General features: G+C 48.6%; 22 protein-coding genes. 11 read left to right on the top strand and 11 right to left on the bottom strand.

What is annotated here, in order from left to right; all coding sequences use genetic code 11:
• Positions 1-257 precede the first annotated feature (257 nt).
• The 4 genes from pabB to V7P87_RS14885 all read left to right on the top strand — a co-directional run bounded on the left by pabB (position 258) and on the right by V7P87_RS14885 (position 4,481).
• The gene (gene pabB / locus V7P87_RS14900) at positions 258-1,637 is read left to right on the top strand and encodes an aminodeoxychorismate synthase component I (protein WP_333798134.1); all 1,380 of its coding nucleotides are present in this window, start codon (positions 258-260) and stop codon (positions 1,635-1,637) included.
• 6 nt (positions 1,638-1,643) lie between these two features.
• A complete protein-coding gene (locus tag V7P87_RS14895; protein WP_333798133.1) occupies positions 1,644-2,204 on the top strand; it encodes a CoA pyrophosphatase in 561 nt (186 codons plus the stop codon).
• Between the two features lie 299 nt (positions 2,205-2,503).
• Positions 2,504-3,883, top strand: coding sequence for an L-serine ammonia-lyase (locus tag V7P87_RS14890; protein ID WP_296295260.1), 1,380 nt, complete (start codon positions 2,504-2,506; stop codon positions 3,881-3,883).
• Positions 3,884-4,178: 295 nt separating this feature from the next.
• Positions 4,179-4,481, top strand: coding sequence for an isoamylase early set domain-containing protein (locus V7P87_RS14885; RefSeq protein ID WP_333798132.1), 303 nt, complete (start codon positions 4,179-4,181; stop codon positions 4,479-4,481).
• Positions 4,482-4,504: 23 nt separating this feature from the next.
• On the opposite strand, the gene V7P87_RS14880 is transcribed toward V7P87_RS14885, so the two are convergent.
• From V7P87_RS14880 to V7P87_RS14865, 4 genes are all read right to left on the bottom strand, one after another.
• Positions 4,505-5,626: a beta-ketoacyl-ACP synthase III gene (locus V7P87_RS14880; protein WP_333798131.1), complete on the bottom strand. Its 1,122-nt coding sequence runs from the start codon at positions 5,624-5,626 to the stop codon at positions 4,505-4,507.
• Between the two features lie 153 nt (positions 5,627-5,779).
• On the bottom strand, positions 5,780-6,835 hold the full coding sequence (locus tag V7P87_RS14875; RefSeq protein ID WP_333798130.1) for an RDD family protein: 1,056 nt from the start codon (positions 6,833-6,835) through the stop codon (positions 5,780-5,782).
• A 99-nt stretch (positions 6,836-6,934) separates the two neighbouring features.
• A complete protein-coding gene (locus V7P87_RS14870) occupies positions 6,935-8,110 on the bottom strand; it encodes a vWA domain-containing protein (protein WP_333798129.1) in 1,176 nt (391 codons plus the stop codon).
• 3 nt (positions 8,111-8,113) lie between these two features.
• A complete protein-coding gene (locus V7P87_RS14865; RefSeq protein ID WP_333798128.1) occupies positions 8,114-8,959 on the bottom strand; it encodes an AAA family ATPase in 846 nt (281 codons plus the stop codon).
• Between the two features lie 109 nt (positions 8,960-9,068).
• Here V7P87_RS14865 and cysK point away from each other — a divergent pair, with 109 nt between their 5' ends.
• Positions 9,069-10,037: a cysteine synthase A gene (gene cysK / locus V7P87_RS14860; RefSeq protein WP_333798127.1), complete on the top strand. Its 969-nt coding sequence runs from the start codon at positions 9,069-9,071 to the stop codon at positions 10,035-10,037.
• A 112-nt stretch (positions 10,038-10,149) separates the two neighbouring features.
• Entirely contained in the window at positions 10,150-10,629 is a 480-nt protein-coding gene (locus V7P87_RS14855; RefSeq protein ID WP_333798126.1) for a hypothetical protein, read from the top strand.
• A gap of 1 nt (position 10,630) precedes the next feature.
• On the opposite strand, the gene V7P87_RS14850 is transcribed toward V7P87_RS14855, so the two are convergent.
• Together V7P87_RS14850 and ggt are read right to left on the bottom strand one after the other, a co-directional pair.
• A complete protein-coding gene (locus V7P87_RS14850; protein ID WP_333798125.1) occupies positions 10,631-11,377 on the bottom strand; it encodes an enoyl-CoA hydratase in 747 nt (248 codons plus the stop codon).
• Between the two features lie 12 nt (positions 11,378-11,389).
• On the bottom strand, positions 11,390-13,138 hold the full coding sequence (gene ggt, locus V7P87_RS14845) for a gamma-glutamyltransferase (protein ID WP_333798124.1): 1,749 nt from the start codon (positions 13,136-13,138) through the stop codon (positions 11,390-11,392).
• Positions 13,139-13,321: 183 nt separating this feature from the next.
• On the opposite strand from ggt, the gene rrtA reads away from it, so the two are divergent.
• The gene (gene rrtA / locus V7P87_RS14840) at positions 13,322-13,918 is read left to right on the top strand and encodes a rhombosortase (RefSeq protein ID WP_333798123.1); all 597 of its coding nucleotides are present in this window, start codon (positions 13,322-13,324) and stop codon (positions 13,916-13,918) included.
• An 11-nt stretch (positions 13,919-13,929) separates the two neighbouring features.
• On the opposite strand, the gene V7P87_RS14835 is transcribed toward rrtA, so the two are convergent.
• The gene (locus tag V7P87_RS14835) at positions 13,930-14,604 is read right to left on the bottom strand and encodes an RluA family pseudouridine synthase (protein ID WP_333798122.1); all 675 of its coding nucleotides are present in this window, start codon (positions 14,602-14,604) and stop codon (positions 13,930-13,932) included.
• Between the two features lie 130 nt (positions 14,605-14,734).
• Between V7P87_RS14835 and V7P87_RS14830 the strand changes: the two genes are divergently transcribed.
• Positions 14,735-15,472 (top strand): pseudouridine synthase, encoded by a 738-nt coding sequence (locus V7P87_RS14830; RefSeq protein WP_333798121.1) that lies wholly within the window; start codon positions 14,735-14,737, stop codon positions 15,470-15,472.
• A gap of 126 nt (positions 15,473-15,598) precedes the next feature.
• Here the strand turns inward: V7P87_RS14830 and V7P87_RS14825 are convergent, their stop codons facing one another.
• On the bottom strand, positions 15,599-18,061 hold the full coding sequence (locus V7P87_RS14825; RefSeq protein ID WP_333798120.1) for a prolyl oligopeptidase family serine peptidase: 2,463 nt from the start codon (positions 18,059-18,061) through the stop codon (positions 15,599-15,601).
• A 250-nt stretch (positions 18,062-18,311) separates the two neighbouring features.
• The gene (locus V7P87_RS14820; RefSeq protein WP_333798119.1) at positions 18,312-18,917 is read right to left on the bottom strand and encodes an FMN-dependent NADH-azoreductase; all 606 of its coding nucleotides are present in this window, start codon (positions 18,915-18,917) and stop codon (positions 18,312-18,314) included.
• Positions 18,918-19,214: 297 nt separating this feature from the next.
• On the opposite strand from V7P87_RS14820, the gene V7P87_RS14815 reads away from it, so the two are divergent.
• Positions 19,215-19,808, top strand: a complete 594-nt coding sequence (locus V7P87_RS14815; protein WP_333798118.1) for a sigma-70 family RNA polymerase sigma factor — start codon at positions 19,215-19,217, stop codon at positions 19,806-19,808.
• Positions 19,792-20,496: a ChrR family anti-sigma-E factor gene (locus tag V7P87_RS14810; protein WP_333798117.1), complete on the top strand. Its 705-nt coding sequence runs from the start codon at positions 19,792-19,794 to the stop codon at positions 20,494-20,496. The genes V7P87_RS14815 and V7P87_RS14810 overlap by 17 nt, the downstream gene beginning before the upstream one ends.
• Positions 20,497-20,645: 149 nt before the next feature.
• On the opposite strand, the gene V7P87_RS14805 is transcribed toward V7P87_RS14810, so the two are convergent.
• The gene (locus tag V7P87_RS14805; RefSeq protein WP_333798116.1) at positions 20,646-22,907 is read right to left on the bottom strand and encodes an aminotransferase class V-fold PLP-dependent enzyme; all 2,262 of its coding nucleotides are present in this window, start codon (positions 22,905-22,907) and stop codon (positions 20,646-20,648) included.
• A gap of 239 nt (positions 22,908-23,146) precedes the next feature.
• Positions 23,147-23,863 (bottom strand): fatty acid metabolism transcriptional regulator FadR, encoded by a 717-nt coding sequence (gene fadR / locus V7P87_RS14800; RefSeq protein WP_333798115.1) that lies wholly within the window; start codon positions 23,861-23,863, stop codon positions 23,147-23,149.
• Between the two features lie 187 nt (positions 23,864-24,050).
• Between fadR and dsbB the strand changes: the two genes are divergently transcribed.
• The gene (gene dsbB / locus V7P87_RS14795; RefSeq protein ID WP_333798114.1) at positions 24,051-24,584 is read left to right on the top strand and encodes a disulfide bond formation protein DsbB; all 534 of its coding nucleotides are present in this window, start codon (positions 24,051-24,053) and stop codon (positions 24,582-24,584) included.
• Positions 24,585-24,700: the final 116 nt, after the last annotated feature.

Here is a 24,700-nt window from a genome sequence, read left to right as displayed (position 1 = left end):
GTGCAAAAAACACCACAACTACAGCTGTTGCAGCTGGTGCCGGTTGCTTGCTCAACCGACCCTTGGCTGTTCTTTTTAAGCAGGGCTGGTATCATAACGCGCATCAAAAGCAGCGGCTAGTCACCCGAAGATCAAACCAGGCTCAAAGTCAGACAAAAATGGCATGAAACTGTAACCTTGGGCTAAACAGCGACAAAAATCGGTGAGAAGCGCCCGCTTCGCCGCTGCACAGCTTTGAATTATTGAGAATCCTGTAGATGTCTGTGTTGTTATTACCTGAAACGCCTGATTCCCTGCTTGAGCTTTTTGCTCCGCTTTCTGCCATGCCTTTTGCCATGCTGCTCGACTCCGCCGCCCAAAACCATACCAACAGCAGATACGACATTCTGGTGGCACAACCTTTAGTGACGTTAGAAGCCAAAGGCAGACGTTGTACTGTGACAACGCCGGATGGCAGTGATGAGCTAAACGCCGACCCTTTTGAACTGTTAAAAACCCTGCAACAGCAGTATCTGGGGCCTTGCCAAAACACCGAACAGCCACTGCCCTTTACCGGCGGCGCCCTGGGTTACATCGCATATGACGCGGGCCGGGTGATAGAACAACTGCCACAAAGCGCCAATGACGATATCAAGCTGCCTGATATTTGTTTTGGCTTATACCCCTGGGCTCTGGTACTGGATAAACAGCTGCGAGAGCTGTGGTATGTGGATTGCCGTGGTGATGCCGCCACACGCTGGCCGCAACAACAAGCCTGGCTACAGACACAACAACAAAATTATCTGCAGCAACAACAGCAAAAATTTTTGTTAAGCTCGGCCTGGCAAGCCAATATGGATAAACAGCAGTACCAGCAAAAATTTGAGCAAATTCAGGCTTATCTGAAAAGTGGTGATTGTTATCAAATTAATCTTGCCCAGCGTTTTAGCGCCCGTTATCAGGGGGATGAATGGCAGGCTTATCTGAAACTCAGAGCCAGCAATGCCGCACCTTTTTCCGCTTTTATCCGCTTAGCTCAGGGTGCTGTGTTGTCTATTTCGCCTGAGCGTTTTATTGCACTGAATAATGGACAGGTAGAAACCAAACCCATTAAAGGCACTAAACCCCGTTTTGCCGATGTGACACTTGATGCGCAGAGCGCCAGCGCATTGCAACAATCGGCCAAGGATCGCGCCGAAAACGTAATGATTGTAGATTTACTCAGAAATGATCTGGGCAAAGTGTGCAAACCTGGCTCAGTTAAAGTGCCGTCCCTTTTTGCCATCGAGTCTTTTCCCGCCGTGCATCATTTGGTCAGTACTGTGACAGGCCAATTAAACACCAACCTCAGTGGTGTCGATTTATTAAAAGCCGCTTTTCCGGGAGGCTCTATTACCGGTGCACCTAAAATCCGCGCTATGGAAATTATTGAAGAGCTGGAACCGTGTCGGCGCTCCGTCTATTGCGGCAGCATTGGTTATGTCAGCCAGCATGGCCGGATGGACAGCAATATTGCCATCCGCACCCTGCTTTGTGTCGACGGCCAGATTTATTGCTGGGCCGGTGGTGGCATTGTCGCTGACTCCACCTTTGAAAGTGAGTATCAGGAAACCTTTGATAAAGTAGCCAGAATTTTGCCGGTATTAACCGCGCTCTGAGGTGATATGCATTTTGCCGACTTTTATCCCAGGTTTTTGCTGACCAGACAACAAAACCCCGGAGCCAACACAGCAGACAAAGCCAATGCAGCTGTGATGCTGTTGTTATGGCCTGAGCCGGATGGGCTGAAATTATTATTAACCCGCCGTGCCCAACATTTACGCCATCACCCGGGCCAAATCAGTTTACCCGGGGGCAAAATTGAACTTGCTGAGACTGCACTGCAGGCGGCACTGCGTGAAACTGAAGAAGAAACCGGTATTCAGGCTGGTGGCATTCAGGTATTAGGCTCTTTGCCGCTGATAAACACCAGTACTGGATTTGTGGTATCACCCTGGCTGGGTTTTATCGCGCAAAAACCGCAGTGGTGTATCAACCCAAATGAAGTCGACAGCCTGATTGAGCTGCCGCTGGCGCTGGCATTGTCGCCCCGGCATCGCACCAGCCTCTGGTTTGAACGTAAACAGCAAAAACAGATGCTGCATTTTATTCCGTACCAGGGTTCACTGATCTGGGGCGCCACAGCAGCCATTTTGCAACAACTGGCCGAACAAACCTCTTGGTAACGCCACTTTGTAAAGAATGCTTTGCGTGCATTTCTGCTTTCGGTAAATCCATTAAAATAATCAATGTTATTTTCGGCCTTAGCGCCAGCCTTTATGCCTTGTTTCCCAAATAGTCTTTTTCCTTGCACACCAAAAGCTAATGCACCTGACAGGCTCTGAAGCTTAAATTTCCAAGTTTTTGATATTAGAAAAACTAAGGCAAAACAGAAGCAACACTGACCAGTTACCAGCTCACTTACAGAATCAGATAGCTTGGGCTACAATGGCGCCACAACATTAGTCACAGTAGTAGTATTTTCATGATTATCAGCGCATTTGACATGTTCAGCATCGGCATTGGCCCGTCCAGCTCTCATACCGTTGGGCCTATGCGCGCCGCCAAAATTTTTACCGACAATCTGATTAACGCCAATCTGATTGATAAAGTGACCAGCATTAAAGTGGAGCTGTTTGGCTCTTTAGGTCAAACCGGTATTGGCCACGGTACCGGCAAGGCGGTAATTTTAGGTCTGGCTGGCTTTTTACCTGAGAACTGCGATCCGGATCTGATCCCTGGTTTATTAAAACAAGTGGATGAATCCCAACAAATTTTATTAAACGGTGTCCATGCGGTCAGCTTCCCACGGGAAGGTGCCATTGTGTTTCATCGCCGTAAAACCTTAAAAGAGCACAGCAACGGCATGGAGCTGATTGCTTATGCCGGTAAAGATGTGATCTTCAGCGAAATTTATTTTTCGATTGGCGGTGGTTTTATCGTCAAGGCAGAAGATTTTGATAATGAAAAAAAGGCCGCCAGCCAGTTTGCTGCCGACAATCCGCCCCCATTTCCGTTTAATAGTGGCGCTGAGCTGTTAAAACTGTGCAAAGAGCACGGTTTATCTATTGCAGCGCTGATGATGGAAAACGAAAAAGTGCTGCGCTCTGAAGCACAAATTCAGCAAGAGCTTGGCCAGATTTGGCAAACCATGTTCAACTGCGTGCAACGGGGTATGAAAACCGAAGGTATTTTGCCTGGTGGCCTCAAAGTTAAACGCCGTGCCCCTGCTTTGCATCGCCGTTTAATGGCGGAAAAGAGCTCAGACCCTTTGCAAGCCATGGACTGGGTGAACTTATTTGCGCTCGCCGTCAATGAAGAAAATGCCGCCGGTGGCCGTGTAGTAACAGCCCCAACCAATGGTGCTGCCGGTATTATCCCGGCTGTGCTGATGTATTACGACAAATTTATTCAGCCGGTAACACCGGACATCTACACCCGGTATTTGTTAACTGCAGCAGCTATTGGCATTTTATATAAAAAGAATGCGTCTATCTCTGGTGCCGAAGTTGGTTGTCAGGGTGAAGTGGGTGTGGCTTGTTCTATGGCGGCCGGTGCTTTAACCGAAATTCTCGGTGGCTCTGTGGATAATGTGGAAAATGCCGCTGAAATTGGCATGGAGCACAACCTGGGTCTGACCTGCGACCCGGTCGGCGGTTTAGTACAGGTGCCTTGTATTGAACGTAATGCCATGGGGGCGGTAAAAGCCATTAATGCGTCGCGCCTGGCGCTGCGCGGTACTGGCGAGCACAAGGTGTCGCTGGATAAAGTGATTAAAACCATGTGGGACACAGGCCGTGATATGCAAAGTAAATACAAGGAAACGTCGCGGGGTGGCCTGGCAGTGAACATTATTGAATGTTAATGCCTTAAACAGCCAATTTTAAAAAACCGCCGTCAGGCGGTTTTTTTATTGTATCAGCCCACCGGCCGGCATTTGCCTTTACACAACTTCTCACCCGATGTTGATACTGTTGTTTGATTTCAGCGTCATACACAACAAAAACAAGCTGTTTTACCACTGAAGTTTCAGCATACGTTTGCATAGCAGCGCTGAATTATTTGTATTTTTTTTGGTCACATTTTTGTGCTAGCTTTTAAAAGTTCCGGCACAAGCCGCGAAGCATGGGCTTTAGACGTCTCACCAAAAGGAGCAGGAAATGTCGATCAGTAAACAATATCTGAAAACCAAACCAGCATGTAAAGTGACTTTCGTCGTGCCCAAAGAGCAGGCTGCCGCCGCAGCTTCGGTGTCCATTTTGGGTGAATTTAATAACTGGCAGGCAACGGCGATGAAAAAGCAAAAAAATGGCGATTTCAGCACCACTTTAACCCTGCCAACGGCGCAGGAATTCCAGTTCCGTTATCTGATAGACAGCGACAACTGGTGTAATGACAGCGAAGCCGATGCTTTTGTGCCTTCGCCGGTTTCTTATGATCAAAACTCTGTCCTGCGTCTGTGACGCAGGACTACTTTACTTGCTGTTTAGCTGAATTTTTCCAGCATTAAACAACCTACTGAATAACCAGCACCAAAAGAACACAGCACGGCTTTGTCACCCACCTGCAAACCTTGTTTATTCTGATGAAAGGCGATGACAGAACCCGCTGATGCTGTGTTGGCATAGGTATCAAGCACCAATGGCGCTTCACCAGGCTCTGGCTCACGGCCCAGAATTTTACGGGCGGCAAAAATATTCATATTAATATTGGCCTGATGTAACCATAACCTTTTTAAATCTTCAGGTTGCACATGCAGCGCCGCCATCTCGGTTAAAATCACATCCGCTACTATTGGCAATAACTCTTTAAATACTTTACGGCCTTGCTGTTTAAAAAACGGCGTGTCCGGGTCGACTTCCGGATGGCAATGATCGGTGTAACTCACATCACAACGGATATTATTGGAAAACTCGGTTTTCAGGCGCATACCAAGGATTTTCCAGGCATTTTTGGCAGTGCAAGTGTCGGTGGCTTCAATAATAGTGGCAGTACATACATCACCAAAAATAAAATGGCTGTCGCGGCTGGTGTAATTGACCTGAGGTGAGGCAAATTCCGGATTGACCACCAGCACCACTTTGGCTGTGCCACCCCGAATCGCATTGACGGCGTTGCTGATGCCAAAAGTGGCTGAAGAGCAAGCCACATTCATATCAAAAGCATAACCGCTGGCGCCCAGCTGTTGCTGTAATTCGATAGCTAACGCCGGGTAAGCACGCTGAATATTCGAGGCGGCGCAGATAATTAAATCGATATCGGCCGCTGTTTTACCGGCCTGAGCCATGGCTTCGCGGGCGGCAACAATGGCCATTTCCACCATTTCCGGCACCTGGTCTTCACCCCGTTTTGGAAATACCGGCTGCATCACATAGGGGTCAAGAATACCTTCTTTATACAGCACATGGCGTGATTTAATGCCGGATGCTTTTTCAATAAATTCACAGCTGGAATATTCCAGCGCAGCAACTTCGCCTTGGGCTATCGCCTCTGCATTTTCGGTATTAAATAAATCGACATACTGATTAAAACTGGCCACTAACTCTTCGTTACTGATGGTTAACTCTGGGGTAAAGACCCCTGAACCACTGATCACCACATCTTTCATCATTCACTCCGGGGCGCTATCTTGTCTGGGCGCGGCTCTTATGATGACCGCTGTTTTACATGTCGTACCAGTATAACCGATCCAGCTGGGCGCGGGCTGTCAATTTTTCCGGGCCTTGATTGGCTGAAAGGCACACAGCGGTGGTCCCGACCGTTAATGATGCAAAGGACGTTTGGGTTGGTTTAGCCGGATCACCACAGTCGACACCACTTTATCCTGAATAGCCTGGCGGTTTGGATCCCAGAATACCTGTAAAAAACCCATTAAACCTGTGGCAAAACCGGCACCATAACCACCTTGCCGGCTAAAAGCGGCAAAGACGTCAAGTTCCTTACCATCAAGCTTAATAACTCTGATTTGAAGTAGTTTTTTGCCAATAGTCTGACCATGGGCCCAGTGAATATACGCCGTAAAATAAAACATGGCCCAGCCAAAACCCAAACCAAAATCGGCCAGAATACCTTTGACCCACCCAATAATACTTTGGGTACCTTCCGAAGGCTGATACCAGGGTTTTTCCGCAGAGTCTGTGCTCACCACATTTGCATCTGGTGTAGGAACAGCTTCAGCGACAGCAGCCGGAACCTGATCTGCTGGCTGATAAGATTTGAGCTCCCGCTCAAGCAAGGCTTTTTTCGCTTTGGAACTTAACTCAGTCACTTCCAACAGATCAGTTAATAGCTGACGGGCATCAGCTGCAGGCACTCCTGCTTTGGCCAATTGCTGACTGCTGCTTTTGAGCTCAGCGGCAATACAATCAGTTTTACAGTCGTCGCGGCTTAACTTAAGCACTGAAAAGGCCAAAGCGGCAGAGCCAGCTGCATCCAGCCTGTCATCCACCAGATTATTCGTCCGAACGTCTTTTTGCTCGCTGATAAGTTCAGGCGCTACAGTGGCCGTAGTCGACAACAAAAAGGTGGCCAGCAACAGCAGCACCAGATGGGTATATTTTTTCAGCTGATAACGTAACCAGCATAGATACAGCATCACCGGCAAAATAAACAACAAGCTGGCACTGGCAAGGCCAGCGATAATAACACCGTCTATAGCCATGGCTGCGGCACGGCGCCAGGGGCTGGCCAATGGGGTGCCCAGCAAATCATCGGCCACCATAAAGGCATAAGGCGTCACAATTTCGCGGCATTCTTTTTTGGTCAGCGGCTGGTGTCCTTGCTCAGCCGAGGGCACATTCTGTGGTATGACTTCCATGATTCAACCTTATAATTGTTATTATATTCAGAAATTTATCATAACGATTTCAAGCATTCTTCACCACAGTGCGGCTACTAAACAATGCTGTACAGGCCATTATTTCTGCAGCAAAGTCCGGATGGCCTGAGTTAAGCCATCCTGTGACAATCCATACATCCGCTGCTGCATGAGCTGCTGGATCACTGCAATAGAGGCGTAACTGTTCCACCATGCTACTGGCTGCGGGTTTAGCCAGACATAATGGCCAAAATGCCGGGTGAGCCGCGTAAGCCAGACTGCACCGGCTTCAGCATTAAAATGTTCCACACTGCCGCCCGGATAGGTGATTTCATAAGGCCCCATAGTGGCATCACCAACAAAAATCAGTTTGTAATCGGAATGATAGGTGCGGATCAATTCCTGGACTGAAACCAGATCCTGAGGCCGCCTTTTATTGCTGCGCCAGACATGCTCATACACACAATTGTGAAAATAAAAAAATTCCAGTTGTTTAAATTCACTGTGCGCCGCACTAAATAGCTGTTGTACCTGTTCAATATGGTCGTCCATTGACCCGCCGACATCAAATAGCATCAGCACTTTCACCGCATTGTGCCGTTCCCGTTGAAACTGCAAATCCAGATAACCGGCTTGTTTGGAAGTAGCGCTGATGGTACCGGCTAAATCCAGCTCGAGCGTAGCACCGGTGCGGGCAAAACGGCGCAGCTGGCGCAGAGCCAGTTTGATATTGCGGTTATTTAATTCTGCTTTGCTGTCCAAATCGGCAAACTGCCGTTCATCCCATACTTTAACCGCACGGCGCTGCCCTGAACCTTGTTGCCCTACTCTGATCCCTTCGGGATGATAACCATAAGCGCCAAAAGGCGAACTGCCGCCAGTGCCTATCCATTTATTGCCGCCCTGATGCCGCTCCTGCTGCTCTTTGAGCCGCTCACGGAATTTATTTAATAACGCTTCCAGCCCACCGGCTTTTTGCAACGCGGCTTTATCCTGCTCCGATAATTGCCGGATCAGATTGGGCACCAGCCATTCGGGTGGGATTAAACTCGCTAAATCAAGACTCTCCACACCTTCAAAATATTCAGCACAGGCGCGGTCGAACTTATCAAAATGTACTTCGTCTTTAACCAGACAAAGCCGGGCCAGCAGATAAAACTCTGCCATATCGGCAAACACCAGCTGTTTTTCCAGCGCTTTAAGTAAGTCCAGCCATTCGGTAATGCTGACAGGCACTCCGTATTTGCGCACTGTCAGAAAAAACTCTATCAACATGGCTCAGCGCCCGGCTCTTTTAGCCATAAACAGCAGTTTTTCTACCAGCGCAACATCCTGCTCATTCTTCAGCAAAGCGCCATAAAGCGGCATTAAACCGCCTTTTTCTTTACTCTGCGTTAAAGCCTGTGCCGGAATTTGCTCAGCCAGCAATAATTTCAGCCAGTCAATCAGCTCAGAAGTTGAAGGTTTTTTCTTTAATTGCGCCATGTCACGCAAGCCAAAAAACAGCTCTAACGCTTCTGTTAATAAAGTTTTGGTCAGACCCGGCAAATGCACCTCCACTATCGCACTTAAAGTGTCGGCATCCGGAAAGCGGATATAATGGAAAAAACAACGACGTAAAAAAGCATCGGGCAGCTCTTTTTCATTGTTAGACGTGATGATCACAATAGGCCGTACTTTGGCTCTGATACTTTCGCCGGTTTCGTACACATCAAAGGCCATTTGATCCAGCTCGTGCAATAAGTCGTTTGGAAACTCAATATCGGCTTTATCAATTTCATCAATAAGCAGCACAGGGCGTTTTGGCGCAGTAAAAGCTTGCCACAACTTGCCGGGTTTAATGTAGTTCTGAATATCATGTACCCTGCTATCACCGAGCTGACTATCACGCAGACGGGACACTGCATCATATTCATACAGCCCCTGCTGCGCTTTGGTGGTGGATTTGATATGCCACTGAATCAGTTGTGTATCCAGGCTTGCTGCCAGCTGTTCGGCCAGTTTGGTTTTGCCTGTGCCGGGCTCACCTTTGATTAATAAAGGTTTTTCTAAGGAGATTGCAGCGTTGACCGCCAGTGCCAGTTCCGGACTGACGATATAATCTTTGGTGCTGTGAAAAGCCATGCCTTGCCCTGCTTATAACTAAATATTTTATAACTTATGCCAAAACGCTTCTTTCGTTTTTAACGAGAGCGGTTATGCTAAATCGCATCTTAATGTGCTGGAGCTTAGCATGGCAAAAATTTATCAGGACAATTCACTGTCAATTGGCAATACACCTTTGGTTAAACTGTCGCGTGTCACTTCGGGCAATGTGTTTGCCAAAATTGAAGCGCGTAACCCGAGTTTCTCAGTCAAGTGCCGTTTAGGCGCAGCGCTGATTTGGGACGCTGAGAAAAAAGGTTTGTTAGGCCCGGGCAAAGAACTGATTGAACCTACGTCAGGGAACACAGGTATTGCACTGGCCTTTGTCGCAGCAAGCCGCGGTTATCCGCTGACTTTAACCATGCCGGCCACCATGTCTTTAGAGAGGCGCAAACTGTTAAAAGCGCTGGGTGCAAATCTGGTGTTGACTGAAGGGCCAAAAGGCATGAAAGGCGCCATTGAAAAGGCGAAAGAAATTCAGGCATCAAACCCGGATAAATATCTGTTATTACAACAGTTTGAAAACCCGGCTAACCCACAAATCCACTTTGATACCACAGGCCCTGAAATCTGGAACGATACCGACGGCCAAATTGACATTTTTGTTGCTGGTGTTGGTACTGGTGGCACCATTACCGGCGTCAGCCGGTATATCAAAAATGAAAAGAAACATCCGCTGATTAGCGTGGCGGTAGAACCTGCCGATTCTCCTGTCATCAGCCAGGCACTGGCTGGTGAAGAATTAAAACCTGGCCCACATAAAATTCAGGGTATTGGTGCCGGTTTTATTCCGGGCAACCTGGATTTAAGCCTGATTGACCGGGTAGAAAAAGTCACTAACGATGAAGCCATTGCCATGGCACATCGCCTGATGCGTGAAGAAGGTATCCTGGCTGGTATTTCATCGGGTGCAGCTGTGGTTGCCGCCAAACGTCTGGCTGAACTGCCTGAATACGAAGGCAAAAACATTGTGGTGATTTTACCTTCTGCAGCAGAACGTTATTTAACCAGCCCACTTTTTGCGGACGTATTTACCGAGCAAGAACTACAGGCCTGATTTGTAGCAAGTTTTAACTTTGCAAAAGGCCACTTTGTGGCCTTTTTCTTTACAGCAACCAGGAAAAGCAGCACACTAAACGCTGTGTTGGTTCAAACGGCAAGGTTAAGTTATGCGTTTTTATTCCCTGTTCTTCATTCCGGCGATGTTATGCGGTGCAGCGCTGTTAACGGGCTGTTCCGACGATCCGGATACCAAAGAACCCACTTCGTCTGCGGCCACTATAGCAGAAGTCCCTGAATCCAATGCGGTAAAGTTTTTTAACGCCATTCTGATTGAAAATAATTTAGAAAAAGCCAAAAAGCTGGCTGTGCCTTCACTGGCCAGGGTGCTGGACAGCTACTCCACCGGTAAAGCCGCGGGCCGCACTTTGTTTAATATGCGTTTTGATAAACTGGAAATTACCGTTGAAGACACCAATAAAAACGTCCGTGAGTTTTATACCGATAAAGCCGAGGTCATGCTGATTTTTACCGGTGAATATGACGGCGGCAAAAGAGTGGATATGCGGATGGTGAAATTGGTTAATCAAAAAGGCAAATGGCTGATTTCTGAGATAAAAACCGATCCATTTGCCCGCACCGGCGTTTAAGTTAACCTTTATTACGCGCAAAAAACTGCGTGAGTGCTTGCTGACAGGCATCTGTGTGCAGCAAGTGCTCAAACACTGCCAGCTCCTGATGTAACACCTGCTGTACCAGCTGCTGTTGTGGCGCACGCAACAGCTTTTTCGACTGGATCACAGCTTCTGAGGGTAAAGCCGCCAGCTTCAGCGCTTTTTGCTCTGCATAAGCAAACAACTCTTCAGCTGCCACCACGTCGTTCACCAGTCCCATGCGATGGGCTTCGTTGGTGTCAAATGCTTCACCCAGTAATAAATATTGTGCTGCTTTCTGATAACCCACCAGTTTTGGCAACAATAAACTGGACGCCGCTTCGGGGCACAAACCCAGCGCAGTAAAAGGCAGCTGGAAACGACAGCCGGGTGCGGCATACACTAAATCACAATGCAACAGCGCCGTGGTGCCGATGCCAATGGCAAGGCCAGCCACAGCTGCAACCACTGGTTTTTGAAAATGACTCAGTGCATGTAAAAACATCACTGTTGGATGTTCCGCATTAAGCGCGCCTGCGGCCACAAAATCGGCCAGATCATTACCAGAGCAAAAACAGTCCGGCTGGCCTCTGAGTACCACAACCCGGACATCCGGGTCCTGCTCTGCCTGTTGTAAAGCCGCAGTCAGCGCCTGATACATCACACTTGATAAGGCGTTTTTTTTCTCTGGTCGTTGTAACGTCAGCGTCAGCACCCCGTGCTGGGTACTTTGAAGAATTGTCATGCTTATGTCCTGTTACTTCGCAATGGCCTGGCCTTCACGGCGTGGATCGGCGCCGCCCTGCCAGCCATCTGCTGATTTTTTAATTAAGTGCAAACCGCTGTTCAGTTCCACCAGTTTTGGCTCGTAGCCTAACTCACGCAGTGCCGGCAGCAGATTCTCCAGCTCAGTCCCCTGCTCCAATGCCAGAAAATCATTACGGTGGGTTACTTTGGCCAGATCTGCGGCCTGCTGTGGGTCCAGCTGCCAGTCGATCATCGCCACCAGCGCCTGAGCCACGTAATCAATAATACGGCTGCCGCCCGGTGACCCAGCCAGCATCAACAGCTCCCCCTTTGGGTTAAACACCATCATAGGTGCCATCGAAGAGCGCGGTCTTTTGCCTGCTTCCACCCGGTTTGCCACCCAAAAACCGTCTTTTTGGCCATCCAGTGAAAAATCGGTCAGTTGGTTATTGAGCAGATAACCATTCACCAGAATACCGGAACCAAAGGCATTTTCGATGCTGGTGGTCATACTGACTGCATTGCCGTCTTTATCCACCACAGATAAATGGCTGGTATTGTCAAACTCCACCGCTTTGCTGCTTTGTAACGGCTCGGCGCCCTTGGGTTCACCCGCTGTTACCACAGCGGCATCTCGTTTGACATTAATTTGTGCAGCACGCTGGCGTAAATAATCGGCTGCCAATAGACCTTGCACCGGTACTTTGCTAAAAGCCGGATCAGCCAAAAAACGCTCACGATCGGCAAAGGCCAACCGGCTGGCCTGAGCAAATAAATGCAGCGCCTGCACCGAGTTTGGCTTTAGTGACGCCATATCAAATTGTTCCAGCATGCCGAGAATTTGCAGCACGGCCAGGCTACCCGAACTTGGTGGAGCCATACCACAGACTTTGTACTGCCGGTAACTGCGGCACAAAGGATCGCGTGTAACGGCCTGATAACCGCTTAAATCATCCAGACTCAGTTTGCCAGGATTAACAGCTGCGGTGTTCACAGCTGCAACCAGTGCTTTGGCATTATCGCCCTGGTAAAACGCAGCGTCCCCTTCTTTGGCGATTTTGCGCAGAATATCGGCATATGGCTGATTTTTCAGTAAATGCCCGGCCTGCAGTGCTTTACCGTCCGGGTAAAAATAAGTTTTGCTGGCGGCAAAATGGGATAAGCCGCCGTCCTGATAAATATCCAGCAACATCGCAAGGCGTGGCGACACCACAAAACCATGTTCCGCGGTTTGAATAGCAGGTTCAAATAACCTAGCCCAGGGCAATTTTCCCCAGCGTTGGTGCGCTTGATAAAGGGCGCGGATCACACCAGGGCTGCCCACCGACTTGCCGCCAACATAAGCACGGCGCCAGTCCATCACTTTGTTGTGTTCAACAAACCAGTCCGGATGTGCCGCCTTTGGCGCAGTCTCACGACCATCAATGGTCTGCATCTGCTGTGTTTTGCCGGCATAATGCAGCATAAATAAACCACCACCTATGCCTGAGCTTTGTGGTTCAACCAGCCCCAGCATCAGCTGCATGGCAATAGCAGCGTCTGTGGCACTGCCGCCGGCCTCCAGCATTTTGGCGCCGGCAGCAGAGGCCAGTGGATTGGCGGACACCACCATAAAAGATTGACCATCAACCCGCTGCTTTTTTGCCACTCCTGTAGCTGCTTCCGGATCGACATCTGCCGCTATGGCAACTGCTTGCCAGAAAAAACAATACAAACTCAAAATTACCGGTGCAAAACGCAGCTGTGGCTTAAACTTCATGGTGTTTCCAAAATAACTTCGAATCGCGGCAACCTTAACTTATCTGCGGCAAACAGATCAATGCTGGCTAAAAATAAGATAATATAGCGCTCTTGTTGAAACACTTTGTTGTTATTCCTTTTTCATTGAATTATCACCTGAGATGCAAATTTGATGTTTTTGAGCTTTTTACGTAGCCATTTGATGGCAGTTCTGTTGTTTTTGACACTGATCCTGTTACATCTGCTACAGGACCAGCTGCAACCGCTGTTTGAATTTAACCGCACCGCTATTTATGAAGGACAATGGTGGCGTTTGGTGACAGCGCATTTATTTCATACCAATAATTGGCACCTGTTGATGAACCTGGGCGGTTTTGTGCTGATCATGTTGTTGCATGGAGCTTATTACAGTAACCGCCGTTTTGTATTGAATCTTTTTCTTGGCAACCTATTGATTGGATTAGCTTTATTATGCTGGAGTCCAGATATCAGCTTTTATGTCGGATTATCCGGTTGGTTACATGCGCTGTTGGTGTGCGGCTGTTGTATTGATATTGAACGTCACTGGAGCAGCGGTTGGCTGATTCTGCTGGCGGTATTTGGCAAAGTATTATGGGAACAATGGCAAGGGGCCAGTAACGAAGTGGTCACGCTGATAGGTGCCGACGTTGCTACAGATGCCCACTTATTTGGTGCTATCGTTGGATTATTGTTGTATGTCAGTATGTTATTTCGTCGCACCGTGGCGCTGACCTCGGCAACCATGGCCAGTGCCACCAACAAACATAGCGCTGAATAAAACGCTGTTCGTTAAAACTCCGGGGCAGCGCTAAATTGCATGCGCTTGCCCGTCACCGGATGATTAAACTCAATAAAGGCTGCATGTAAACACAACCTCGCTGCCTTTGCTGCGACCTCTGTTGAGGCATAAAGACTGTCACCCAGAATGGCATGGCCGATAGCCGACAAATGTAACCTCAGCTGATGTGAACGCCCTGTCACCGGACTTAATAACAACCTGCTCTGCTGCAGGCTTTGATCAAAGCTCAAAGTGCGGTAATGGGTTAATGACGCTTTACCACTTTGCGGGCAAATTTTATACAAAGGCCGCCGCTTAGGATCGGCAGCAATAGGTAAATTGATACTGCCTTCAGCCGGATTCACCATTCCGCTGACCAGTGCCTGATAATCTTTGTGCACAGTGCGCGCCTGAAACTGTTTGCTGATCTGCGACAGCGCCGCTTTTGTCAGGGGTAAAATCACTAAACCTGAGGTGTCGTAATCTAACCTGTGCACCACCTGCGCCTGTGGAAACTCGCGTTGAACCCGGCTTATCAGACAATCAAAATTGTCCGGATGACGGCCTGGCACTGTTAACAACATGGCCGGTTTATTCACCACCAGCAGTTGTTCGTCCTGGTATAACAACTGCCACGGCTGTTCGGTCGCTTTGAGAATAGCAAGTTCAGAGATATCATCAGCCATAACAATTACACCGGCAGTAAAAAGCAGGCGCGCATTATGCCAGAGCCACAGGCTAACGCCTAGCTTAATGCCCTCGCAGCTTCCTACCCGGTTCCAGCCAGCGGTAACAAAGAAGAAAACTACATCCGGCATGAATACACAAAGCACAGCATTTATTTATCAGCCACCGCCAGGCGCGCCCGAAGTTATCTATCAGGACAAAGATGTGTTGGTCGTAAATAAACCCAGCGGTCTTTTGACCAATCCGGGCAAAGGCGCGCATTTAGAGGACTGTTTATTAAGCCGGGTACAGGCGCTTTACCCTACCGCTTTATTAGTACACCGGCTGGATATGGCCACATCAGGTTTAGTGGTATTTGCACTGCGTAAAAAAGCAGAAGCCGCATTAAAACAACAATTTGCCAGTCGTACTGTAAAAAAAACCTATGTGGCCAGAGTATATGGCACACCAGAGTCTGCTTCTGGTCTGATTGAGCTGCCGCTAATTGCCGATTTAACAGCGCCCCCCCGTAATAAAGTGTGTTTTGACAGCGGTAAAGCGGCGCTCACCCATTATCAGCTGCTGTCTGAAATAGCAACAACCAGCGAAGCCGGAATAGAACAAAATGCACTGCTGGCACTTTTTCCTATTACAGGCCGTGCCCATCAGCTGAGAGTCCATTTGCAGCAGCTTGGACATCCCATTCTGGGGGATGCTTTATATGCACCCGCAGCTGCGCAGGCAGCAGCCAGCCGCTTATTGTTGCATGCAATCGAACTTGAAATTCACCAGCCTTATTCCGGTGAGCCGCTGAAATTTAGCTGCCAGCCGGATGCAGCTGCTTTTGGCCTGGTGGCTGATATCCAGCTGCCGCCCCGCCCGGACTGATAAAACCGACATTCTGCTTTTAAAGCCTTACGCAGTCACAAAAAAGCAAAAAAAGCGCAGTAACTACTGCGCTTTTTATCAATGGTTCTTCACACCGCTTCCTTGCTCAATAGCATTAGCAACAAATTACAACTCACGCTCAAACAGTTTATAAATACGGCGATATTCATCCAGCCAGCTGCTTGGCTGACGGAAGCCATGCGGCTCCACCGGGAAAATGGCTGTTTCAAAGGTTTGTTTTTCCTGTTCAATTAACCGTTGTACGATGCGCACTACGTCCTGGAAAAACACATTGTCATCCACCATAGGGGCGTTAATTAACAGCTGGTTTTTCAGGCCCTGGGTAAGATAAATCGGCGAACTGCGCTCATAGGCAATAGGGTCTACATCCGGTGTATTCAGAATATTGGACGTATAAGGATGATTGTAATAAGCCCAATCGGCAACAGGACGCAGCGCTGAACCTGCTTTAAACAGATCCGGCTCCTTAAACATTGCCATAAAGGTCATAAATCCACCGTAAGAGCCGCCATAGGTGCCAATACGTTTTTCATCAACATTAAAATTGGCCACCAGATATTTAACGCCATCCACTAAGTCCTGAGTTTCAGGCGTGCCCATTTGACGATAAATCGCAGTGCGCCAGTCGCGGCCATAACCTTTTGATGCCCGGTAATCCATATCCAGTACCACATAACCCTGCTCAATCAGAATGTTATGAAAGAAAAACTCGCGGAAATAGTTTGACCAGCCCAAATCGCTGTTTTGCAGATAACCGGCACCGTGGTTAAAAATGACAGCACGGCGTTTTTCACCTTGCTGATAATCTTTGGGTAAATACAGTTTGGCAAACACAGGCTGTTCACCATGGCTGGACGGTACAGCCACCACTTGCGGCGCCTGTAATTTCATCTGGCTAAATTGCGGCGACACCGTAAAGGTCAGACGTTTTAAAGTACTACCCGCATTATTGTCCATCACATACAGCTCTTCCGGCAGCACTGAGGTGGAATAACGCAGCAGAATCTTTTGCTCGTCCGGTGATAACTCAAAAGTCAGATTGCCCTGCAGCTGCGTCAGCTGGCTTTGTTTTGCGCTTTTCAGGTCAAATTTATACACGTTATAAATGCCCGGATGATTTACGTTGGCACGGAAATAAATGGCGTCACCGGCTTTATTCAGCACCGGCTGGCTGACTTCAAAGGTGCCAGCTGTCAGTTTTTTTGCTTTGCCGTTCAGGGCCTTGGTATACAGATGTGAATAACCACTTTCTTCCGACAGGAAATACAACCCCTGGTCGGCAGCTAACCAGCCAAAGTTATTAAAGTCGTAGTTGATCCAGGCGTCATCATGCAACCTGTGCTGGTTCACCAGTTTTTTCTCTTTAAAATCAACTGTTGCCAGCCAGCGGTCTTTGTTATCCCAGGCTTTGAGCATCACAGCCACCTGACTGCCATCGGCATGCCAGCGAATGGCAGATTGGTCCCAGCTCCAGTCGTTTAATAACGTAATAGCACGTGGTGACTTTTTCGACTGATAGGTTTTGCCTTCACGTTTGGCGTTTTCTGCTTTCACGCTGGCCAGCACGTCTTCATCAAAACCAGGCAGGCTTTCATAACTGAGCTCAGTTTGGCTGGCACCGGTTAAATCCAGCAACACCAGCTTTTGTGGTTCAGGTTTTTGATCATGCACCCGCGCACGCACCGGCTGGGCGGCAATATTGCCATCAGCCGTGATGTAGTTGGGCATAATGTCGCTGCTGTTGCGTTTACCGGCAGCTTCAAGTGCCAGCAAAATTTTATCGCCTTTGGGTGACATAATGGCAGAAGCTATCTGCTGATCTTTACCCAAATAAAATGGTGCCGGTGCCAATACATCACTTTGTGCCTGCAACTGCTGTTGGTACTGATGGGCGTCTTTGGCGTTTTTATGCTCAAGTGCAATAAAAGCAATCAGCTTATGTTGCTCTCGCGCCAGATAACTGTCGGGAATTTGTGGCGCCTTTGGCGCATCTTCGGTTGTGAGGCTGGCCAGTTGCTGCAGCTCACCGGTTTGCAAATTCACGGCGAGGAAATTCCAGCCCTGACGCCAGCTTAAACGACCGTCTGTTAAAAATTGCAAATCCTGCTGTTTTTCGCTGTTGCGGGTCAGCTGCGTTACTTTGCCTGAACTTAATGCTTTGACAAAAACCTGATCTTCAAAAGTCCAGGCGACAAACTGGCCATCGGCAGAAAAACGCTGATCGGCAGCGCCAATATTGTCTAAATCTTTGAGCGCCACCGGGGTGGTACTGTCAGTGCCATCCAAGCTTCTGGCGTAAAGTTCCCGCAGCTCCGAACCCGCTTGTTTACGCTCAAAATACACAGTTTTGCTGTCAGCAGACCAATAAGCGGCTTCTGGCTGGCGGCCAATCCAGTCCGGATGTGCCATCGCCTGTTCCATCGTCATCAGCGTGGTGCCCTGCTGTGATGGCAGCTGCACAGTTTTTGTCTGATAAGTATGGGGTTCTGCGGCAAACAAAGGGCCGCTGCTGAAAGTTAATAAAGAGCTGAGCGCAATAGTCAGCGCAGTTTTGGCAAATGGCTTCATGGATAAAAATGCTGCTTTTGGATGATTGTAGGGAGCTTCCGTTATACAAAGGAAAAGTACTGAATTCAACCTTCTGCGGCTAAGCGAACAGTGGACAGGACGGTTAACTGCCAAAACCCTGTTGTCAGCACAGAAACCACCATAACGGCAGCTTGAGATAAAAAAAGCGGCACTGCAAACACAGTGCCGCTGGCAGAAAGGTCGGGATCCGACCTGAAGGATTAAAAAGGGAAAATGCTTTGGTCTGTGTTTAGGCTGCCAGATTACTGCTCAGCTCAGCTATTGCAGCACGGGCCGCTTCAAGCGCAGCAGCAGCTGGTTCTGCCCCCATATTCAGGCCTTCAGCAAAAATAAAATGCAGGTTACGCAGGCCGATAAAGTTAAAGAAGTTCACCAGATAAGGCGTTTGGGTATCCTGTGGTAAATCTTTATACAGACCACCGCGTGTCAGGAAAAACACCACTGGTTTATCGTCCAGTAAACCCACAGGGCCTTTATCGGTGTATTTAAAAGTCACACCGGCGCGGGCGATACGGTCAAACCAGGCTTTTAACTGGCTTGGTACACCAAAGTTGTACATAGGCACACCAATCAAAATCACATCAGCCGCTTTAACCTGGGCAATCAGCGAGTCAGACACTGCGGCCAGCTGCTGCTGCTCAGATGAACGGTCAGTGTCTGGAGTCATCCAGGCAGCAATTTCCGGCATGGTTAAGTGGGTTAAGCCAGCCTGGTTTAAATCCAGTTCCTGCACCTGTGCTGTCGCAGGCAAGGCCGATACAAAGTTATTGATCAGCTGGCTCGACTGACCTTTTTCACCGCTGATAGAACTATTGACCACTAAGATGTTACGCATCACAAGTCTCCTTAAGTTGATGCGCCCAGTGTAAGTTCGCTTTTTGCGATTGAAAAACAGATAATTTCGCACCTATCATTCGATTTATTTCAACAATCTAAGGATAGATCTAATCAGCATCAGCACACGTATAAAGCCTTGATACAAATACTGACCCAACAACACACTCCATCTGCACAAACAGCTGCAAGATGCATAAGTTACAGTGCGGTGTTACACAGAGGCTGATTGATAATGTTGGATCCACAGCAAAGAAGCGGTCATTATGGTACTGAGATTTCTCTTCAGAGCAGGCCAATGACAACGCAAGAAATATCACCGGTGATTGCCGCCGGTCAGTGGGAAGAAGCACTTGCTTTTGTTGCTTTACACAGGGACAAAAGTGCATATGCTGAGCTGTTTCGCTATTTTGCGCCCCGTTTACGTGCCTTTGGCATCAAAATGTTTGGCAACGAGCAACAGGCGATGGAAATGGTGCAGGATACGATGCTGAACGTTTGGCAAAAAGCTGCTCTCTTTGACGCCAGCCGCGGCTGTGCCTCCACCTGGATTTTTACCATAGCGCGTAATGTGCGTTTTGATATGTTACGTAAAAAACAAAGCCGTAAGGATGATATCAGCGCCGACGATTTATGGGCAGATGGTGATTATCCCGAACAGGAAGATCAACAAAGCCAGCAGTGGGATTTGCATCTGGTGGCGGAAAAAGTAGCACCGCACTTTCATGCCTTACCGCCGGCACAACGGCTGGTGATGGAAAAAGTCTATCTGGATGAGTTGTCCCATCAGGAAGTTTCGGAGCAGCTCGGCATTCCGCTTGGCACAGTAAAATCACGGATCCGGTTGGCATTAGACAGGTTAAGAGAGGCGATAGATGGCCCACGTAGTTAAATATCATCCCAGCATCAGCTTGTTAGAGCAATACAGTGATGGCACGCTGGCGCCTGAGCTTTGTCTGATAGTTGCGGCCCATCTGGATTTTTGTCCACACTGCCAAACGCTGCACCATGATATTGAAGCAGATTTAGGCTGTGAACTGGCGATGCAACAAGCGCCGTTAGCAGAGGGCATGCAGTGGGATCAGATGCTTAATCAGATCCTCAGTGATGATGAAGCGGTTCAACAACCTGTCAGTAAAGCCAAGCAGCACAGCGCAAATCATCAATCAGGCGCTGTCGGCGAGCTGTTAGTAGGCGCACATCGTTTTATTGTGCCACGCAGCCTGCAACGTATAGTCGCCAAAAGAAACAAATGGCTGACTTTGGGTGGTATCGCTACCGCCAAACTGCCGGGCAGTGAAGAAAATCATCTGTCGTTACTTTGTATTGAAACCGGCACCGAAGTACCACTGCACACCCACAAAGGGCTGGAAATTACACTGGTGCTGGCCGGTGAAATGGTTGATGAAATGGGACACTATGCCGCAGGGGATTTAATTATTAACACCCCGGATCATACCCATACCCCAAAAAATGTCGCAGCTGAACCCTGTTTATGTTTATCGGTGCTAACGGCACCACTGGAATTTAAACAAGGCCTGACCCGGTTATTAAACCCACTGCAACGTTTTTTTTATTAGACTGAGCCACAAGCCTGACACCGCTCAGGAGTTAGCTGCAAAGATAAAAAACAGCGCCTTTAGGCGCTGTTTTTTATTTGGCTTTCAACTTCGGTAAACACAAGGTGCGCTAACTTAGCTCAACTTAGGTTAACTTTGGTTAACTGCAGTTAACTTAACATGGCAAAACCGCCCTTCAGGTTATATACCTCAGAAAAACCGGCGCGGTTTAATACCTTGGCAGCGACCAGACTGCGGTTACCGGAGCGGCATACCAACAACAGCCGCTGCTCTTTGCGCAAAGCGCCGCTTAACAGTGCGTCACAAAGTCTGGATAAAGGCCATTGCTGAACCACAGTGCCTTCTGGCAAATAAGGGCCCAGTGCACCGGCACTTTGTTCATAAGGCTCACGCACGTCAACCACCACCACATCGCTTTGTTCTTGCAAAAATGCCTGTAACTCTGGCGTATCAACTACAGCTTTGGCATCTGACCAACTGACTTCAACCACCCCACACTGATACTGACTGGCCTGACAAAGTGCTGCGCTTTGTTGTTGTAGCGTGTGCAACCAACCAGGTGGGTTGTCGTTTTCTGTCAATAATGCGCCAAGCAGCGGTTGCTCTTTTGTGGCTATGGCAAAAGTGGTAAAAAAGCGCTGGGCATAATCATGGCTGGATAACAATAAGGTATCAGGTGTGACCATGCGACTTAAGGTTTTCAGGCTTTGCTGAAAAGCGGCCGGATCAGAATCTGCTAAATCCAGCCTGCCAACACCACCTGGCAATAATAAATCACCTACAAAAGCCGCCACCCTGACCCCCTGCTGCGACAGCAGATAACTGCGGCTCTCGGCGCTGTGGCCCGGGGTGGCAATTTTACTCAGTTGATAGTCGCCGCACTCAATCACTGCCTGACTAAAAGGCCAGCCCAGCACATCTGTAGCCCCCTCCTGCTGCAGACCCAGTAATGCCGTTAAATCATCACGGGCTGAGCGGTGGTCCTGATGTAAATGTGTATCCAAAATTGCCACCAGCTGTAAACCCTGCCCCTGCACCATATTGGCCAGCCGGTTGGCAAGTGCCATTACGGGGTCGATGATCACCGCCTGCTGGCTTTTGGCACACACCAGCAGGTAACTGCACATATCTTCGTGTTTGAGTTGGGTTAAACCACTGACGGCGTTATCTGACAGCGGTTCAGCATCTGACAACACCAGACAACAACGCTGCACTATCACCGCCAACCGGCGAATGGCATGACAAGCTGTTTCACATTCAGCAGCTGTCATGGCAGGGCCAAAGGATAACCGGATAGCGCCCTGACTGCGCCAGCTTTCCAGGCCCATGGCATCGAGCACAAAACTACTGGGTACTTTTGAGCTACAGGCAGAGCCTGAGCTGATACGAATGCCGGCGGCATCAAACAAATCCATAATGTCTTTGCTGTAAAAACCGGGCACAGAAAAATTCAGCGTCGTGGGCACAATAAAAGGCGCATCACTATTAAGCACTAAAGTTGGAAATACAGCTCTTAACGCAGATAACAAAGCCTCACGGTATTGCCAGAGCACAGCTTCCGGCTGAAACACTGAGCCGTCTTTTTTATCCAGTTCGGTAAAAATGGCATGTAAGGCGGCAATACCCGGCAAGTTTTCAGTACCGGAGCGCAAACCAGCTTCCTGACCACCACCGGCAATAAAGGGCTGATAAGGCGCTTCCTGGCGGACATATAAAAAGCCAATGCCCTTGGGCGCATAAAGTTTATGGCCGCTAAAAGGTGCGTAATCGATACTGGTATTGGCAATATCCAGCTGCATTTTGCCAAGCGCCTGCACACAGTCCACCATCCAGAGCACATCCGGGTTTGCGCTTCGGATCACTTTTTCCAGCAGCGCTAAATCTTGTTTTACACCGGTTTCGTTATTGGCGGCCATAGTGCAAATCAGCGCGGTCTGAGGCAAGTGCTGCCGGATAAAATCCAGATCCAATAATCCCTGCCCGTTCACCGGAATAGCTTTGACTGTCGCCCCCAGCTGCAGCACCTGGTTCCAGTGTTTTAAACTTTCCGGTACTGCTTTATGTTCGGTCGCGCCATATAACAACAACACCTCAGGCCCGGTTTGCCCCCGGCTTTTTGCAGCCTGCAACGCCGCAACTATTGAAGTTTGAATACCTTCAGTTGCACCTGACGTAAAAACTATCTGACCACTGCTGGCCCCTATCACCTTGCGTGCCAGCGCCCGGGTGGCTTCCAGTTCCACTTTGGCTTTAATGCCGGTGCTGTGACTGCTGCTCGGGTTGCCAAAACAGGTTTGCATATGGTGCATCACGGCTGATGCCGCACAAGGAAGTACAGGTGTTGTGGCATTATTGTCCAGATACACTTCCTGCTGACGCAGTGGCTGGGACTGAGCTGATGTTATTGACATAAAGACGCCTTTATAACTATCCGTTATACCTTATTCCCGCACATGATAAGGAGCTATCCGTCTTCAGACAAGTGTAATCTGTTCAGACAACCAGCAACGCCGACCAGCTGTGAATATACAGCGGCACATGCCGGACTTTTAAGAACGCTCAGCCTGTCACACTGAACTCTTGCCGTTTTGTTGCCAATACACAAAACGCAGATAAAAAAACACTCCGGCATGCGGAGTGTTTTTATGTTTTATTCAACCAAATCTTTTGGAATATCCGGTCTTAACGCTGACCAGACTTTGCCACTTTCTTTACCATATTTACGCACCGCAAATACCACTTCGTCATGTTTACCGGCTTCAGCGTATAATTTCAGCTGATGATAATATTTGCGAGCTAATTCACGGGCTTGCGGATGAGAAAAGTAAAAACGGGCAATTTTGCGATACAAACCGCGGAAACCATTGAGGATCAGTACATAAATGCGGTTTGACGAATGCAGCGCCAGCTCGTGGTTCAGGTTGTAATCAAAATCAGCAAAAGCTTCAGCTGTGTCTTCCAGGTTTTCAGCACCGGCAAATACAGCAATCACTTCATCACGGTGAGTTTTAATAGCACCGCGGATATAAATAGCACTGATATTGGTGCGGGCCGATAACAGCTCATCCACCAGCTCAGGCATCCGGTCTTCATCCAGACGGGCTAATGTTTCCAGAATATTCAGGCCGGATGTTTCCCAGAAATTATTTACTTTAGTTGGTTTGCCATGCTGGATAGTCAACCAGCCATCACGGGCCAGACGTTGTAATACTTCACGCAATGTGGTGCGGGTGACGCCAATCAGCTCAGACAGTTCGCGTTCGGCAGGCAAAATAGAACCTGGCGCAAACTTGCCATTCCAAATGGATTCAACGATGTATTCTTCAGCAAAACCTGCCGGGCTCTGCGCTTTTATGAGGTTGGTCATCCGGATTTGTCCGTTTATTAGTTGTCTGTCTCACCACGATTGGCACTGATTGTACCAGAGCGGAATCAGTTAACAAGCCATGCTATAAAAATTGCCCTGAGTGATTGATCGCAAAGGTTGTTTTAGATAACAAATTGGCTTAGATTGTGCGTTGGATTCTTTTTACCACTCCAACAAGGGAAATCAGATGTTTGCAGCAGTGGCTCGTTGGCCAAAACAACGCTGGCCTTGGGTTCTTTTAGCCTTCAGTGCACTGGCCTTAATGTTGGTGGCCTTATTCTTTCAATACGGTATGGCGCTAGCGCCCTGCATTATGTGTGTTTACCAGCGTTTTGCCATCAGCGGTATTTTATTTGCCGGCCTGATTGGCTTGTGGGGCCGAGAGTCAGCGCTGGTGCGTTGGCTGGCCTACAGCAGCTGGACTATCTCTGCCGGCTGGGGCTTAAAAATTGCCCATGATCAGGTGCTGGTTGAAGAAGTGGTCAAAAATGGCGGTTTCTCCAGTTGTGGTCTTTTTGCCGAATTCCCGACCTGGTTACCTTTAGATCAATGGATCCCTGCCATTTTTAATCCAACCGGCGTTTGTGGTGAAATTGCCTGGCAATTTTTAGGTTATTCAATGCCGTTCTGGATGCGTATTGTATTTGCCGTTTATCTGGCCCTGGCGCTGGTAGTGATGGCAAGCCAGCTGAAAAAACATAAATACAATCCTTATGATTAGTCATCAGACACACTGATGTCGTTTTGCAAAACACCAGATATAAAAAAACCGCCGGTAGAGGCTAATGCCGATCAGATAAGAAAATTTCAGATCGGTTGACCGATCCAGTGGCTGAT

Origin of the sequence: Rheinheimera sp. (assembly GCF_036782235.1) — a bacterium.
Lineage (GTDB): Bacteria > Pseudomonadota > Gammaproteobacteria > Enterobacterales > Alteromonadaceae > Pararheinheimera.
The sequence above is the reverse complement of the archived record's forward strand: the minus strand, read 5'-3'. Positions and strand labels throughout refer to the sequence as shown.

Bases quoted from the DNA above. Each gene is read 5' to 3' on its own strand.
- pabB (WP_333798134.1), top strand. From the start codon at position 258: ATGTCTGTGTTGTTATTACCTGAAACGCCTGATTCCCTGCTTGAGCTT.
- V7P87_RS14895 (WP_333798133.1), top strand. From the start codon at position 1,644: ATGCATTTTGCCGACTTTTATCCCAGGTTTTTGCTGACCAGACAACAA.
- V7P87_RS14890 (WP_296295260.1), top strand. From the start codon at position 2,504: ATGATTATCAGCGCATTTGACATGTTCAGCATCGGCATTGGCCCGTCC.
- V7P87_RS14885 (WP_333798132.1), top strand. From the start codon at position 4,179: ATGTCGATCAGTAAACAATATCTGAAAACCAAACCAGCATGTAAAGTG.
- V7P87_RS14880 (WP_333798131.1), bottom strand. From the start codon at position 5,626: ATGAAAGATGTGGTGATCAGTGGTTCAGGGGTCTTTACCCCAGAGTTA.
- V7P87_RS14875 (WP_333798130.1), bottom strand. From the start codon at position 6,835: ATGGAAGTCATACCACAGAATGTGCCCTCGGCTGAGCAAGGACACCAG.
- V7P87_RS14870 (WP_333798129.1), bottom strand. From the start codon at position 8,110: ATGTTGATAGAGTTTTTTCTGACAGTGCGCAAATACGGAGTGCCTGTC.
- V7P87_RS14865 (WP_333798128.1), bottom strand. From the start codon at position 8,959: ATGGCTTTTCACAGCACCAAAGATTATATCGTCAGTCCGGAACTGGCA.
- cysK (WP_333798127.1), top strand. From the start codon at position 9,069: ATGGCAAAAATTTATCAGGACAATTCACTGTCAATTGGCAATACACCT.
- V7P87_RS14855 (WP_333798126.1), top strand. From the start codon at position 10,150: ATGCGTTTTTATTCCCTGTTCTTCATTCCGGCGATGTTATGCGGTGCA.
- V7P87_RS14850 (WP_333798125.1), bottom strand. From the start codon at position 11,377: ATGACAATTCTTCAAAGTACCCAGCACGGGGTGCTGACGCTGACGTTA.
- ggt (WP_333798124.1), bottom strand. From the start codon at position 13,138: ATGAAGTTTAAGCCACAGCTGCGTTTTGCACCGGTAATTTTGAGTTTG.
- rrtA (WP_333798123.1), top strand. From the start codon at position 13,322: ATGGCAGTTCTGTTGTTTTTGACACTGATCCTGTTACATCTGCTACAG.
- V7P87_RS14835 (WP_333798122.1), bottom strand. From the start codon at position 14,604: ATGGCTGATGATATCTCTGAACTTGCTATTCTCAAAGCGACCGAACAG.
- V7P87_RS14830 (WP_333798121.1), top strand. From the start codon at position 14,735: ATGAATACACAAAGCACAGCATTTATTTATCAGCCACCGCCAGGCGCG.
- V7P87_RS14825 (WP_333798120.1), bottom strand. From the start codon at position 18,061: ATGAAGCCATTTGCCAAAACTGCGCTGACTATTGCGCTCAGCTCTTTA.
- V7P87_RS14820 (WP_333798119.1), bottom strand. From the start codon at position 18,917: ATGCGTAACATCTTAGTGGTCAATAGTTCTATCAGCGGTGAAAAAGGT.
- V7P87_RS14815 (WP_333798118.1), top strand. From the start codon at position 19,215: ATGACAACGCAAGAAATATCACCGGTGATTGCCGCCGGTCAGTGGGAA.
- V7P87_RS14810 (WP_333798117.1), top strand. From the start codon at position 19,792: ATGGCCCACGTAGTTAAATATCATCCCAGCATCAGCTTGTTAGAGCAA.
- V7P87_RS14805 (WP_333798116.1), bottom strand. From the start codon at position 22,907: ATGTCAATAACATCAGCTCAGTCCCAGCCACTGCGTCAGCAGGAAGTG.
- fadR (WP_333798115.1), bottom strand. From the start codon at position 23,863: ATGACCAACCTCATAAAAGCGCAGAGCCCGGCAGGTTTTGCTGAAGAA.
- dsbB (WP_333798114.1), top strand. From the start codon at position 24,051: ATGTTTGCAGCAGTGGCTCGTTGGCCAAAACAACGCTGGCCTTGGGTT.